Origin of the sequence: Streptomyces turgidiscabies Car8 (genome assembly GCF_000331005.1) — a bacterium.
In the GTDB taxonomy this organism is placed as follows: domain Bacteria; phylum Actinomycetota; class Actinomycetes; order Streptomycetales; family Streptomycetaceae; genus Streptomyces; species Streptomyces turgidiscabies.
In genome coordinates, this window is record NZ_AEJB01000063.1 from 1 (window position 1) to 13,281 (window position 13,281).

Here is a 13,281-nt window from a genome sequence, read left to right on the forward strand (position 1 = left end):
ATCAGATCCCGTTGCCGCCAAGTCCGTTCGGGATCGAGTCCGATCAGCGCCCGGGGATCACGAGCGGCGAACAGCCGATAGCTCCGCAGGCTCTCCTCCCGCGAGGTGGCCACGGGCCCGGCGAGACGGGCGGCCAGGAGATGGGCGCGGAGGGCGCCGGCGCTCAACACGAGAGAGATCGTGGCGGACGCGGGCGCCCGGCACGGCGAGAACGCCGAAAACACCGCACAGTTGGCGTAATGCCGCGAACCCCGCCCCCGAGCGGCCTGTTACACGGATGACAGGACCGTGACAAAAGCGGCCACAACTGTCCTACGCGCTCCCGGGTCTCATCTCACGTGTGCGGCAGCAGCCGACCGACCGCCGGCATCCGCGGCCCGCACACACCGACCAGTCATCACCACAGGGGGAACACCATGAAGCTGTCCCGTCGTACGGCCGCCACGGCCACCGCGCTCGCCGCCCTCAGCCTCGCCGGCACGGCCGTCGCGACCGCACCGGCCTCGGCGGCGGCTGAACCCGGTGCCTACAACGGCGCCTGCGGCACCGGCTACCGCGTGCAGAACGTGCTGCCCGTGAAGTCGTCCCAGACCACCGACATCGGCATGCTGTACGTCACCTACAGCCGTACCGACCACAAGCACTGCGCCGTCCTGCTGTCGTCATCCCCCTCGGAAGACCGGCGTTCGGCCTACGAGGGCGGCCGTGATGCCCTCGGCGCGGTCCTTTGCCTCCCCCAAGCGAGCCCGTTCGGACTGCTCGCGTTCAAGAGCTTCGCGGACCCGGTGGGGAGGTCGGCGCGCAGGGGCGTGCGGATCGACCGAACGGTGATGGGCGCCACCGCGGCCGGCGATTGCGGTGCGAAGCCGCTTGACGCCGCCTGCCCCGCAGGCAGAACCTGCGGAGCACCAGAGCGCAATCGACGGCGCCGCTCACCAGCGTTCTACGGTCGGCCGTCGCCCTGCAGCGCGGGCACAGGCTACGACATCGGGTGGGGCATGTCCGCCCCGCTCAGCCGCTCGGCGGCGCATCAGCCGTTCGCCTTCGATGTGGCGTTCGGCAGGACGCGTCGGGAGGTGAGCGCGGCCAGGAACAGGGCCCCGGCCTTGCTCGCGGTGTCCATGGTCTCCCCGACGGCCCGCACCGCCACCGACCCCGGGACCGCGAAGGTCAGGGTCGAACCACAGCCCGCCTACTGGGGCAGGTGACCTTCGCCGACATGGCCACGAACGCGCCACCCAATGGGCGAGGAACATCGGGCATCGCTGTTCAGCAAACGTGGAGCGCGGTGGCCACCATGGCAGTAGTGGGCTCGTCACAACCGTGGGTCGCGCTGGCACCCCGAGCTCTCACCAGCGCCCACTGCAGACCGTGCATCAGCTGCCAGTTATAATATTACGCACGTCAGGTATTAGGCCAGGCCCTGTGCGTGGGAGCGAAGGGAGGAGCCTGTTGGCGCGCTACGCCAAGGAACACAAGCAGGTGACGCGGCAGCGGATCATCGAGAAGGCGGGCCAGCGGTTCAAGCAGGACGGGATCGACGGCTCCGGCATCTCCACGCTCATGTCGGATGCCGGGCTCACCAACGGAGCCTTCTACGCCCACTTCGAATCCAAGGAGGATCTCCTCGCCGCCGTCATCGCAGACCAACTGCGTGCGCAGGCGGCGAGCTTCGGCACGCTACGGCCCGGTCGCGAGGGTCTCGAGGATCTTATTCGCGAATATTTGTCGCCCGAGCACCGTGACCATCCCGGCGCTGGATGCCCCTCCGCGGCACTGCTCGACGAGATCGGCCGCTGCAAGGACGGGGTCAAGCGCGCCTACGCCGACGGAGCGACGGCCATCCTGGAAGAGTTTTCCGCCCGCCTGGCCCCCGAGGATCCGCGATCCGCGCACGGTAAGGCCATAGGGCTCTTCACCGTGATGGTCGGGACGCTGCAGCTGTCCCGCGCCCTCACCGACCGGAAGCGCGCCGATGAGGTCCTTGAACGGGGAATCGAGAACGCCCTGACATTCATGACCCGAGAGCAAGAGACGACACTCTCGCGGACGGGCCTTGCCCCAAGGCCGGGTAGTTAACGAACCTGCAGGTCGCGCAAGGGGTGTTGGGGTCCATGCTGTCGCGGCGTAGAGCCCGGGGCCGAGTTTGTGGATGAGGCCGGTCTCGGCCCATCTGGAGAGCTGTCGATACATGGTCTCCATGGTGATGTCGCCGAAATGAGTGGCGATGTCGCGCGGACGCCAGAGGCGGTGGGGTCCTTCTCGAGCAGGGCCAGGATCCGGTGACGGCGACGGTCGGCGAGGACCTCAAAACCGGCCGCCAACTGCACACACTCCATGGCCACAAAGGACTTCACACCGCCGAGGCGCTTGAAATCGACGGCCATGCGCCGGCATTGACCACTGACCGGCAACGGCCGGGCAACGAGCTGATCTGGGACCTTGAGACCGGCGCCTGCCTCAATCCTCGCAAGAATGCTTCCCCGGCACCAAGCCCGGCCCACTCCACGTAGCCCTCCCCAACAAGCCCGTGCTCACCATCACCACCGACGCTGGTGGCGTGACTCGCGGTGAAGACCGTGTCACCGGCGAGGTCGCGCGCACAGCAGCGCGTTCCCGAAAGGCGATCGATCGACGGGTGATGCTCCGCGATCCTCACGCCGACGGTGGTTGGATCTTCCGGGACCCCGACAGCGAAACGTTGCTCAGGGGCGTGATCGGTTCACCCCGATCGCAACCGGTGGAAGACCTTCTCGAGCAATGGCAGAACCACCCCGCGCAGCAAGGTGCCGAGATTCGACGATGGCTGGACAGGGCCGACTTCAGGCGTGGCCCGTACGAGAGATCGCAGGATCCACGGACACGGACCCTCTTTCTCGAGCGTCTACGGTGGAGCGACAACCGCTACGCCCGGTACGTCCACCACAGGGTTGAGGCCTATCCCGGCGACCCCGAAAGCATCGATGACTTGCACCGTTACCTCCGCTGCGACGCTCTAGAAGCCTCACAGAGCCGAGTCTTCGCAGTATTCGACGCCATGCATGCTCCGAGGTCTGGGAACTGCCAGGACACCGAGACATCTACCGACTACGGCACTACACCGGTTCAGTGAAAGCGATGACCGTCACGCATCTCCCTGACGGACGCCCTGCAGCCGTCCTTGCCGACCATGAAGGGGAGATACGCCTCTGGGACCAGGCCGAAGATCGCCAGATCGGCTCCCCCCTCACCCTGCCAGGCCAGCGCTGATCGTGACCGCGACAACTGCTGGGCTCATCGCGGGATACGGGTCCGAGATCGCTTACCTGTCATGGAACACGAACAAGGACGGCCCGCTGAATCCACACTGGACTCCCTGATGCTCAGGCAGGCCTTCACGCTTCCGCGCACGTGACCTTCGCTACCGCAAGGTCGATACTGCCGACAGCAGCGTTTTCGCCGACCCGTCCCGGTCCAGCCCCGCCGATCTGACGATCCGTCACCAGAGTCAGCATTGAGTCAGCATCAGTACCGCCACGGACCGCCAAGATCAACTACTTGCGTAAGCTTTCCCCATCTGACAACGCCACCAGGAGGTACCCATGAAGATGCTCATCAACGTTCCGGAGACCGTGGTCACGGACGCGCTGCGGGGCATGGCGGCGGCCCATCCCGAGTTGACCGTCGACGTGGAGAACCGGGTGATCGTACGGCGGGACGCGCCCGTAGCCGGGAAAGTGGCCCTCGTCTCCGGTGGTGGGTCGGGTCATGAGCCGCTGCACGGGGGGTTCGTGGGACCGGGGATGCTGTCGGCGGCCTGTCCGGGTGAGGTGTTCACCTCTCCGGTGCCCGACCAGATGGTGCGGGCGGCGGCTGCCGTGGACAGCGGGGCCGGCGTCCTGTTCGTGGTGAAGAACTACACCGGCGACGTCCTCAACTTCGACATGGCGGCCGAACTCGCCGAGGACGAGGGCATCCAGGTCGCGAAGGTCCTCGTCAACGACGACGTCGCCGTGACCGACAGCCTCTACACGGCCGGGCGGCGCGGTACGGGCGGCACCCTGTTCGTGGAGAAGATCGCCGGTGCCGCGGCGGACGAAGGACGTCCGTTGGAGCAGGTACGCTCCGTCGCCCAGCAGGTCAACGACCGTTCCCGCAGCTTCGGCGTCGCGCTCGGCGCCTGTACCACCCCGGCAAAGGGCAGCCCCACCTTCGATCTGCCGCCGGGCGAGCTGGAGTTGGGCGTCGGTATCCACGGCGAACCGGGCCGGGAGCGGCGGCCCATGATGACCTCCGGCGAGATCGCGGACTTCTCGGTGGAGGCCGTGCTGGAGGATCTCGACCCGCGCAATCCGGTGCTGGTCCTGGTCAACGGGATGGGCGCGACTCCGCTGCTGGAGCTGTACGGGTTCAACGCGGAGGTGCAGCGGGTGCTGGCCGCGCGCGGCGTCGCCGTGGCCCGCACTCTCGTCGGCAACTACGTCACCTCGCTCGACATGGCCGGCGCCTCGGTGACCCTGTGCGAGATCGACGAGGAACTGCTGCGGCTGTGGGACGCGCCGGTGCGGACGGCGGGTCTGCGCTGGGGCATGTGAGGGGCTGTGGGGTCATGTGAACCCGGCCGGACGCGCAGAGCATCACGCCCGTCCCCCGGGGTACGACAGAGACCGGCGTACCTACCACGCAAGGAGATCCTGTGCTCGACGCCGACTTCTTCCGCCGCTGGATGACGGCGACGGCCGTGTCCGTCGGCCGCGAGGCGGAGCGGCTCACCGCTCTGGACTCGCCGATCGGCGACGCCGACCACGGCAGCAATCTGCGGCGCGGGTTCGATGCCGTCGCCGCCGTCGTGGCGGAGAAGGTACCTGACACCCCCGGTGCCGTCCTCGTGCTCGCCGGAAGCCGGCTCATCTCGACGGTCGGCGGCGCCTCCGGACCCCTGTACGGCACGTTGCTGCGCCGCACGGGCAAGGCGCTGGGCGATGCGCCCGAGGTGAGCGCGGAGCAGTTCGCGGACGCGCTGCGTGCCGGAGTCGACGCGGTGATGGCGCTCGGCGGTGCGACGCCCGGCGACAAGACGATGATCGACGCCCTGGTACCCGCCGTGGACGCCCTCACCGACTCGTTCGCCGCCGCACGCACGGCCGCCGAAGAGGGCGCCCTAGCGACCGTACCGCTGCAGGCCCGCAAGGGCAGAGCGAGTTACCTGGGCGAGCGCAGCATCGGTCACCAGGACCCGGGGGCCACCTCGGCGGCCCTGCTGATCGCGACTCTCGCGGAGACCGCCGGTGAGTGACGCGACGGGAGTGAGCGGCGAGAAGGGCGGACAGTTGGTCGGGATCGTGCTGGTCTCGCACAGCGCGGCGGTGGCCGCCTCGGTGGCGGACCTGGCCCGGGGGCTCGTCGGTGGCGGTGCGACCGTTCCCGTCGCTGCGGCGGGCGGCACCGAGTCCGGCGACCTCGGCACGAGCGCCGAACTGATCACCGCGGCGGCCCGTTCCGTGGACCGGGGTGCCGGGGTCGCCGTCCTGGCGGACCTGGGAAGCGCGGTCCTCACCGTGAAGGCGCTTCTCGCGGAGGGCGACGGACTCCCGGACGGAACCCGCCTGGTGGACGCCCCGTTCGTCGAGGGCGCGGTGGCGGCCGTCGTCACGGCGTCGACGGGGGCCGACCTCGCGGCGGTGGACGCGGCGGCCGGGGAGGCGTACGCGTACCGCAAGGCATGAGGGCGTAGGAAGCGAGGAGCAGGGAGGGGAGGGAGCGGCGGCGAGCGGTTCACAACCGGGACCGGTCCGCCGTCGGCCCTCCGCCCTCCGCTCCTCCCCTCTCGTGCCGTCGGCTCAGTCGCCGGCCACAACTGCGTCGCTCTCTGCGCGCTCTGTGCTCTCGGCGCTCTCGGCGCTCTCCGCCTCTTGGCCCACGAACTGTCTCGCCAGCCGCTCGCCCATCTCCACCGCCGCCGTGTGGTCCTCGATCGGCGACACCCTGGCGTTCTTGAAGACGATGTACGTGACGCCGGAGGCCGCTCCGCCGCCGTGCGGGTCGGGGTTGATGCCCAGGGACGCGGCGGCGGCGTAGGACGCCTCGCCGATGATGTCCTGCGGGCCGGTGTCGCCGACGACCGCGTACTGGACGCGGTCCTTGTAGATGACGGCGGCGACCGAGCCGCCCCGGATGCCGTGGTCGCGGTAGTTCCAGATGCCGCTGGCCACCGGGACGACGATGAACGGCAGGCGTTCGGGGTCCAGATAGCGGCCGTCGGACTGCTGGTAGGCGGTGGTGTCCGCGAAGTACGGGTCGGTGCGCGCGTTGCAGCGCGGCCCGGCCTGGCCGTCGCAGTCGATGTCCATGTCGGCCTTCCAGAAGACGACGTCGTCGGTACCGCAGACGGGGATGTCCGCGGCGGCTCCGGCGTCGCTGCGGTAGTGGCCGCTGGACACGGGCGCGCACTCACTCACCTTGGCCAGCAGGTCGGCGGCCCGGACGCTGCCCTCGTACCGCACCGGCTCGTTCGGGTGGACGGCGGCGGGCAGCGCGGTCGGGGCGAGCAGGGCGGCGCCGGCCACGGCGAGCGTCAGCGTCTGGACACGCACGATAGGGGCCTCTCCTGGGGGATCTGACGGACACTCGGTCCAATCTGGTGCCGGTCCGATCACGCGTCCACCGTTAGGGGGCCGTACGGTGCACGCCCCGAACTCCCGACATGGGCCGGGCACCTGAGTCCGTGTCGGGTGCGGCCACCACCGCCCACGGCGCGCTCGCACCCCTCTTGATGCGCACGTACCGCCGGGTCCATATTGGTCCGGACCAATACCGTGCGGGATGGGCGGAGGAGGGATCGGCTGTGCGACGCGCCGTCAGGTACGTCATGTCCGGCTGCGGAGCGCTGTTGTTCACCGTGTCCTGCGCCTGGAGCGGGGACGGGAGCGGCACGGAGAGCCGGCCCCCGTCGGCACCGGCCGGAGTGACGGCCGCCGCGGGCAGCGCGACCAGCGTGCACGTGATGTGGAACCGGTCGCCGGACGGGCCCGAGGCCGTGGCGTACGAGGTGTACCGCGGCGAGGTGAAGGTGAGGGAGGTGACCGGCTCGGAGCGCATGGTGGACGTCGTCGGCCTGACCCCGTCCACCGCCTACGTCTTCACCGTGCGGGCGCGGAACAGCGACGGGCGCTCCGGACCGCGCAGCGAGGGCGTCCGCGCGACGACCCCCGCCGCGTCCGCCGCGGACACCACGGCCCCGACCCGCCCCGGCCGCACGCGGGGCCGGCCCCTCGGCAGCCGGTCGGTCCAGTTGTCCTGGGAGGCGTCCACGGACGAGCGGGGTGTGGTCTCGTACGACGTCTACCAGGGCGCGTCGAGGATCCACACCGTGGCCGGGGACCGGACGACGGCCGTGGTCACCGGGCTGCGTCCGGGTGCCCGGTACACCTTCGGCGTCCGTGCCCGCGACGCCGCCGACAACGTGTCACCCGCCGGTGCTCCCGTACGGCTCACCACCGCTCCCGGCACCGATGACGGCCGCGCCACCGCCCCCACCGGCTTCCGCGCGGCGACCCGCCGTACGGACGGGGCGTACTACCTCGACCTGTCCTGGATCGCGCCGCGAGCGGACGGGGTGATCACGGAGTACGAGATCCAGCTCGACGGACGTCCGGCGACCTCCCTCGTGTGGGGCGGGCCCGCTCCGCGCGGACGGGCTTCGTACGGCTTCTACGTGGGCCGGGACGCCGGGGTCGCGTACCGGGTGCGGATCAGGGCGCGGCTGCCGGACGGGACGTGGGGCGGGCTCTCGGCGGAGCGGACGGCGGTGACGGCTCCGTAGTACGGCGCCGTGGTACGACGACGCCCAGCCGGTTCCGGATCGCCTTGACAGCCCATCAGTGGTCCGCCGTACGAACGAATCCGTCACCTGCCCGGTGGCTGTCCAGGTGCGGGCACGGGCGAGGGCACGTTGGCTGGCCCCGAAGCAGCACGGGCGATCCCCGACCTTCGGCGGCGCATGGGACGTACCGCCAACCGTGCCGCCGAAGGGCAGTCCACATGCGAACCGTTCCTCTCCTCCTCCGATCCGGTCTGACCGTGACAGCCGCCGCCGTGCTCACGCTCGCCCTGACCGCCCAGACGGCCTCGGCGGCCGGGATCTCCGTGAGCACCAGCGGAACCACGGTCTCGGTGACCACCACCGCGTGCCCCACGAGCAGCGGCAGCGGCTACGGCAGCGCCTCGCTCCTCAACAGCAGCCAGCGGTCCTTCACCGAAGGGCGTGTGGTCACGCTCTCGGGGACGACCACCAGCCAGTCCGCCGTCTGGTCCGACGTCGGCACCGGCACCTACACCGTCATCGTGCGGTGCTCGAACGGGGCCACCGCCGGTTCCCAGGCCGTCATCGTCAGTACCGCCTCGACGCCCACCATCTCCGCCACGGCCTCCCCCACCCGGGGCGTCATGGGCGGTCTCGGCGGCGCCGCGAGGGACTACGGCACCCTCACCTTCGCGGCCGGCGGCGCCCTGATCGCGTGCGGTGCGGTGGCGACGGCCTGGGCGCTGCGACGGCGCTCCAAGCCCTACCGGCTCTGAACGAGGACCACACACGGCCGGTGGCCGTCGCACGATCATCGCCTGGGACCCGCCGCACCTCTTTTCGCGCGGCAGCACCTACCGGCACGCCTGGGGCCGGACTCCGACCACCACGTGCGCGTACAGCTCGTCGGACTCCGCCAGGCGGGTGACCAGGCCGCCGGTCTCGAAGGCGGCGACCGCCGACGGTGCCTGGCGTTCGCTCGTCTCGACCAGGAGGCAGCCGCCGGGTGCCAGCCACTCGGATGCCCCGGCCGCGACCCGGCGCAACACGTCGAGGCCGTCGCCGCCGCCGTCCAGGGCGACCAGGGGTTCGTGGTCGCGCGCTTCCGGCGGCAGCAGTCCGACCTCCTCGGTGGGGACGTAGGGCACGTTGGCGGCGAGGATGCCGACCCGGCCGCGCAGGTCGGCGGGCAGGGCGTCGAACAGGTCACCCTCGTGGGCGTGTCCGCCGTACGCGGCGACATTGCGGTGGGCGCAGCGCACTGCCGCGGGGTCGATGTCGGCGGCGTGCAGTTCGACTCCGGTCAGTACGGCGGCCAGCGCGGCGCCGACCGCGCCCGAGCCGCAGCACAGGTCCACGACGACGGACGCGTCCGGCGCCTGGGCGAGGGCCTCGGCGACCAGGAACTCGGTGCGTCTGCGGGGCACGAAGACGCCGGACCCGACGGCGATGCGCAGTCCGCCGAACTCGGCCCAGCCGAGGACGTGTTCGAGGGGCAGGCCCGAGGCGCGGCGGGCGACCATGGCGGCCGTCTCCTCCGGATCACGGGCGGTGGCGAGTATCAGCCGCGCCTCGTCCTCGGCGAAGACACAGCCGGCGGCGCGCAGGGCGGCGGCGACGGAGGCCGGGGCGGAGTCGAGCGAAGCGGACGCAGAACTGGAGGGGCTGGAGGGCATGTGACCGAGAACCTTTCGGAAACCGAAGGGCGCTCTCGCGGTCGCCTAGCGGAGGCGGTCCGCGCTGCCTTGAGGTGAGAGCACCCGACCTGACACAGCGGTAATGGGTCTCACCTCCCAGGTGATGTCCGGCCGGGGCGATCCGCAGCCGGACGGCAACATTACCCGAACAGTTGGCCCCAGGCGTCCCCGTACGGATTTCCGTGGTCTCCCGCGCCTACGATCGCTCCCCCTGTTCTTCTCCTGCTCTCCTGCCGCCCTCCTACTGCACTGCCAACTCCCTTTCTTCGCCGAGGCGTTCAGGTACCCGGGCGCCCATGAACACGGTGGTGCGGCGCAGCCGGAAGCCCAGCGACTCGTACAGCCGGATCGCGTTGGTGTTCTCGGCGGCGGTGTGCAGGAACGGGGTCTCACCCCGGGCGCGGATACCGTGGGCGACGGCGAGGATCAGCCGGGTGGCGAGGCCCTCTCCACGGGCCGCCGGGTCGGTGCAGACCGCGCTGATCTCGGTCCAGCCCGGCGGGTGCAGCCGCTCCCCCGCCATCGCGACGAGCGCGCCGCCCCGGCGGATGCCGAGGTAGGTGCCGAGTTCGACGGTGCGGGGCAGGAAGGGGCCCGGCCTGGTGCGGGCGACCAGGTCCAGCATCTCGGGCACGTCGGCCGGGCCCAGCTCCACCGCTTCGGGGTCCGGCGCTGCGGCCACGCCGTCGTCCACCAGTTGCACGCCCTCCGCGTGGAAGGTGATGTCCCAGCCGTCCGGGACCCGGCCCTGGAACCCGAGCAGCGGGACATCGGCCCCGGGCCCGGCGAGCGCGGCGAGGTCCGCCCAGTCGCGGTCGTCGAGTTCGGCGGGCAGGGCCAGCCAGGGCGTCACGTCGACGGGGTAGCGGACGATCCGGCCCCGCCATTCGGCGAAGTGGGCGTGCGGGCCGGTGAGGGCGGCGAGCGCGGGATGGTCGAGGGGGTGTGCCGTGCTCATACGGCGGCCTCGGTGTCCGCGGGCGCCGCCTCGACCACGATGACCGTCTTGCCGCGCGCGTGGCCCTCCTCGACCGTGCGCAGGGCCTCACCGGCCCGTTCGAGCGGGAACGTGCGCGTCACATGCGGGGTCAGGTCACCGCGTACGACGAGGCCGGCGACCGCTTCGAGCACGGCGGCGTTACGGGCGCGGAGGACCCGGGCCCCACCCAGTGCCTCCACGACGTCCGCGGAGGCGCCCGCCGTGACCAGCTTCGTGCGGTCGGTCAGCAGGGTCGCGGCATCGGCGAGCACCTCGCCGCCGACCAGGTCGTAGACCCCGTCGACGCCCTCCGGGGCCGCCGCCCGCACGCGTGCCGCCAGGTCGGGGCCGGACAGGACGTGGACCGCGCCCAGCGACTCGACGAAGTCCTTCTTGGCGTCGCTCGCGACCCCGACGACCCGCAGTCCCCGGGTCCGGGCGATCTGGAGGATCGCGGCACCGACCCCGCCGCCCGCGCCGGTGACCACCAGGGTGGCGCCTTCGGGCAGGGCGAGCTGGTCGACGCCGTCGTACGCGGTGGCCGCAGCGACGGGCAGGGCCGCCGCGTCGGTGAAGGACAGTCCGGCGGGCTTGGGCGCGGTCACCGTGACGGGCAGCAGGGCGTACTCGGCGTAGCCGCCGGCGACCGGGTTGCCGAAGACCGCGTCCCCGACGGCGAAGCCGGTGACGCCCTCACCGACCTCCGCGACGACCCCGGCGACCTCGTTGCCGAAGACGGCGGGCAGCTCGCGCGCCGCGCCGCCCGCCCGGGCGTAGCCGGTGCGCTGCTTCCAGTCGACGGGGTTCACGCCTGCCGCGCGCACCGCCACGAGCAGCTGTCCGGGGCCGGGGCGCGGCCGGTCCACGTCGACGAACGCCTCGGTCTCAGGACCGCCGAACCCTGTGAAGACGTACGCCTTGGGCATCTGCTCCCACTCTCCTTCGCTCGCGCCGGACCGACCGACAGGCCGGTCACGATCACCGGAACCCGCACTGAAGGGCAAGGTCCGTCGCGGGAGCGCTATTCCCGCCATGGTGAAGTCCCCGGAAGAGTTCATACGCCCGCAACGATCACCTCGGGCCCGGGGTCCGGGGCATGCGCGGCGACCCCGTACGGTGGTAGGCGTACCCACTGACCAGGCCTGACCGTGAGGCATCCACCCTATGAACGTCACCCGAGGCTTCACCGGACGCCCGCGCGTCCAGAACGCCGGACTGCCGCCCGGCCAGTACGACGCGGGCGACGACTGGCCCGTGCTGTCCGCCGAGGTCACCCCCGATCTGACGCCCTCGGACTGGTCCTTCCGGATCGACGGCCTGGTGGCCGAGCCGCGCACCTGGGACTGGGCGGAGGCCCACTCGCTGCCCGCGTCGGCGTACGAGGGTGACATCCACTGTGTGACGAGCTGGTCGAAGTTCGGGGTGCGGTTCGGGGGCGTGTCCCTGGACGTGTTCCTCGACGCGGTGCGGCCCGACGCGTCCGCCACCCACGCCGTCGCCTACTCGCACACCGGGTACACCACGAACCTGCCGCTCGCCGACCTGACCGGCGGCCGGGCGTGGATCGCCTGGGAGTACGAGGGCCGGCCGCTGCCCGCCGAACACGGCGGCCCGGCGCGGCTGCTGGTGCCGCACCTGTACTTCTGGAAGAGCGCCAAGTGGATCGCGGGTCTGCGCCTCCTCGATCACGACGAGCCGGGATTCTGGGAGCAGAACGGCTATCACGCGCGCGGGAACCCGTGGGAGGAGCAGAGGTACTCCGGTGACTAGGACCGCCTCCGAGACCACACCGCCCGGCGCCTTCGTCCCTCCGACCCGGTTCGCGGTACCGGGTCGCATCGCCGTCAGCAATCGCGCGGCGGCCCTCTGGCAGACGGCAACCCTCACCGAGGTCCGGCGGGAGACGCCTCACGCGTCCACCTTCCGGTTCGCGGTGCCCGGCTGGGCGGGTCATCTGCCCGGCCAGCACCTGATGCTGCGGCTGACCGCCGACGACGGTTACACGGCCCAGCGCCACTACTCGATCGCCTCGCCCCCGGACGACGCCGGACACGTCGAACTGACCCTGGACCATGTCGAGGACGGCGAGGTCTCCGGCTGGTTCCACACGCTGGCCAAACCCGGCGACGAGGTGGAGGTCCGCGGTCCGCTCAGCGGCTTCTTCGCCTGGCCGGGCGACCGGCCCGCGCTGCTGCTCGGCGCCGGCTCCGGGGTCGTACCCCTGATGTCGATGATCCGGCACCACCGCGCGCGCGGCCTGACCGTGCCGCTGCGGTTGCTGGTGTCCGCGCGCGCCCCTGAGGACCTGATCTACGCGCGGGAGTACGGGGCCGAGACGACGCCCGTCTTCACGCGCCGGGCACCCGCGGGTGTGCCGGTCGGGCGGCTGGCGGCCTCCCAGGTGGCACGGTTGCTGGCCGACGGACAGCCGCCGGGCGGGTGGGAGGCGTACGTGTGCGGGTCCAACGCGTTCGCCGAGCACGCCTCACGGCTGCTGGTGGCGGCGGGCCAGCCCGTTGACCGGATCCGGATCGAACGCTTCGGCTGAGGAGACGGCAGGGCGTGCGGTGGTGCGCCGGGCTCACGGGGGCGCGGGCGGGTCGTGCGCGCTGACCCCCGTACGCGGCTCCCGTTCGGCCGGTGTCCCGGGCGACGATGAGCGGATGGGGGTTTTCGGGCGAACGCGGGTATACGGCCGGCGTCGGCAGCCCAATCCGCTGCGGCGCCGCTCCGACGTGGTGGAGGCGTGGACGGCGCTCGTCGTCGCCGTGCTGCTGTTCGTCGGCGCACCCCTGGCCGGGGTTTTCGCGGCCCGGTGGGCGTAC

At 71.4% G+C, this 13,281-nt stretch carries 15 protein-coding genes and 1 pseudogene; 11 read left to right on the forward strand and 5 right to left on the reverse strand.

Going from position 1 to position 13,281, the window contains the following annotated elements:
* Positions 1-170: phosphatase (locus tag STRTUCAR8_RS49220; protein WP_199791665.1), on the reverse strand; the 170-nt coding region annotated here is incomplete at its 3' end.
* Positions 171-416: 246 nt separating this feature from the next.
* Between STRTUCAR8_RS49220 and STRTUCAR8_RS53170 the strand changes: the two genes are divergently transcribed.
* From STRTUCAR8_RS53170 to STRTUCAR8_RS03940, 6 genes are all read left to right on the forward strand, one after another.
* Entirely contained in the window at positions 417-1,208 is a 792-nt protein-coding gene (locus tag STRTUCAR8_RS53170) for a hypothetical protein (protein ID WP_006374137.1), read from the forward strand.
* A gap of 244 nt (positions 1,209-1,452) precedes the next feature.
* A complete protein-coding gene (locus tag STRTUCAR8_RS03925) occupies positions 1,453-2,079 on the forward strand; it encodes a TetR/AcrR family transcriptional regulator (protein WP_006374136.1) in 627 nt (208 codons plus the stop codon).
* Positions 2,080-2,282: 203 nt separating this feature from the next.
* Positions 2,283-2,513: a hypothetical protein gene (locus STRTUCAR8_RS52310; protein ID WP_006374132.1), complete on the forward strand. Its 231-nt coding sequence runs from the start codon at positions 2,283-2,285 to the stop codon at positions 2,511-2,513.
* 1,068 nt (positions 2,514-3,581) lie between these two features.
* A complete protein-coding gene (dhaK, locus tag STRTUCAR8_RS03930; RefSeq protein WP_006374135.1) occupies positions 3,582-4,574 on the forward strand; it encodes a dihydroxyacetone kinase subunit DhaK in 993 nt (330 codons plus the stop codon).
* A gap of 101 nt (positions 4,575-4,675) precedes the next feature.
* Entirely contained in the window at positions 4,676-5,275 is a 600-nt protein-coding gene (gene dhaL, locus STRTUCAR8_RS03935) for a dihydroxyacetone kinase subunit DhaL (RefSeq protein ID WP_006374138.1), read from the forward strand.
* Positions 5,268-5,705: a PTS-dependent dihydroxyacetone kinase phosphotransferase subunit DhaM gene (locus STRTUCAR8_RS03940; protein ID WP_006374139.1), complete on the forward strand. Its 438-nt coding sequence runs from the start codon at positions 5,268-5,270 to the stop codon at positions 5,703-5,705. Before dhaL ends, STRTUCAR8_RS03940 begins: the two co-directional genes overlap by 8 nt.
* A gap of 114 nt (positions 5,706-5,819) precedes the next feature.
* On the opposite strand, the gene STRTUCAR8_RS03945 is transcribed toward STRTUCAR8_RS03940, so the two are convergent.
* A complete protein-coding gene (locus STRTUCAR8_RS03945) occupies positions 5,820-6,572 on the reverse strand; it encodes a glycoside hydrolase family 75 protein (protein WP_006374126.1) in 753 nt (250 codons plus the stop codon).
* A 275-nt stretch (positions 6,573-6,847) separates the two neighbouring features.
* Here STRTUCAR8_RS03945 and STRTUCAR8_RS03950 point away from each other — a divergent pair, with 275 nt between their 5' ends.
* A complete protein-coding gene (locus STRTUCAR8_RS03950) occupies positions 6,848-7,801 on the forward strand; it encodes a fibronectin type III domain-containing protein (RefSeq protein WP_179200449.1) in 954 nt (317 codons plus the stop codon).
* 218 nt (positions 7,802-8,019) lie between these two features.
* Positions 8,020-8,556, forward strand: coding sequence for a hypothetical protein (locus STRTUCAR8_RS03955; protein ID WP_006374140.1), 537 nt, complete (start codon positions 8,020-8,022; stop codon positions 8,554-8,556).
* Positions 8,557-8,634: 78 nt separating this feature from the next.
* On the opposite strand, the gene STRTUCAR8_RS03960 is transcribed toward STRTUCAR8_RS03955, so the two are convergent.
* The 3 genes from STRTUCAR8_RS03960 to STRTUCAR8_RS03970 form a co-directional block, all read right to left on the reverse strand.
* Positions 8,635-9,456, reverse strand: a complete 822-nt coding sequence (locus tag STRTUCAR8_RS03960; protein WP_006374131.1) for a putative protein N(5)-glutamine methyltransferase — start codon at positions 9,454-9,456, stop codon at positions 8,635-8,637.
* Positions 9,457-9,718: 262 nt separating this feature from the next.
* Complete coding sequence (locus tag STRTUCAR8_RS03965; protein ID WP_006374134.1) at positions 9,719-10,435, reverse strand: GNAT family N-acetyltransferase; 717 nt, start codon at positions 10,433-10,435, stop codon at positions 9,719-9,721.
* Positions 10,432-11,382: a quinone oxidoreductase family protein gene (locus STRTUCAR8_RS03970; RefSeq protein WP_006374125.1), complete on the reverse strand. Its 951-nt coding sequence runs from the start codon at positions 11,380-11,382 to the stop codon at positions 10,432-10,434. The genes STRTUCAR8_RS03965 and STRTUCAR8_RS03970 overlap by 4 nt, the downstream gene beginning before the upstream one ends.
* 238 nt (positions 11,383-11,620) lie before the next feature.
* On the opposite strand from STRTUCAR8_RS03970, the gene STRTUCAR8_RS03975 reads away from it, so the two are divergent.
* From STRTUCAR8_RS03975 to STRTUCAR8_RS55975, 3 genes and pseudogenes are all read left to right on the forward strand, one after another.
* Positions 11,621-12,226, forward strand: coding sequence for a sulfite oxidase-like oxidoreductase (locus tag STRTUCAR8_RS03975; RefSeq protein ID WP_006374130.1), 606 nt, complete (start codon positions 11,621-11,623; stop codon positions 12,224-12,226).
* Positions 12,219-13,004, forward strand: a complete 786-nt coding sequence (locus STRTUCAR8_RS03980; protein WP_006374129.1) for a ferredoxin reductase — start codon at positions 12,219-12,221, stop codon at positions 13,002-13,004. Before STRTUCAR8_RS03975 ends, STRTUCAR8_RS03980 begins: the two co-directional genes overlap by 8 nt.
* Before the next feature lie 115 nt (positions 13,005-13,119).
* Positions 13,120-13,281 (forward strand): annotated as a pseudogene (locus tag STRTUCAR8_RS55975) (Rv1733c family protein); the annotation flags it as partial.

What these genes read in the sequence shown, in the direction of transcription:
- STRTUCAR8_RS03970 (WP_006374125.1), bottom strand. Translation starts at nt 11,382, where the DNA reads ATGCCCAAGGCGTACGTCTTCACAGGGTTCGGCGGTCCTGAGACCGAG.
- STRTUCAR8_RS03960 (WP_006374131.1), bottom strand. Translation starts at nt 9,456, where the DNA reads ATGCCCTCCAGCCCCTCCAGTTCTGCGTCCGCTTCGCTCGACTCCGCC.
- STRTUCAR8_RS03965 (WP_006374134.1), bottom strand. Translation starts at nt 10,435, where the DNA reads ATGAGCACGGCACACCCCCTCGACCATCCCGCGCTCGCCGCCCTCACC.
- STRTUCAR8_RS03950 (WP_179200449.1), top strand. Translation starts at nt 6,848, where the DNA reads ATGTCCGGCTGCGGAGCGCTGTTGTTCACCGTGTCCTGCGCCTGGAGC.
- STRTUCAR8_RS03975 (WP_006374130.1), top strand. Translation starts at nt 11,621, where the DNA reads ATGAACGTCACCCGAGGCTTCACCGGACGCCCGCGCGTCCAGAACGCC.
- STRTUCAR8_RS03955 (WP_006374140.1), top strand. Translation starts at nt 8,020, where the DNA reads ATGCGAACCGTTCCTCTCCTCCTCCGATCCGGTCTGACCGTGACAGCC.
- STRTUCAR8_RS53170 (WP_006374137.1), top strand. Translation starts at nt 417, where the DNA reads ATGAAGCTGTCCCGTCGTACGGCCGCCACGGCCACCGCGCTCGCCGCC.
- dhaK (WP_006374135.1), top strand. Translation starts at nt 3,582, where the DNA reads ATGAAGATGCTCATCAACGTTCCGGAGACCGTGGTCACGGACGCGCTG.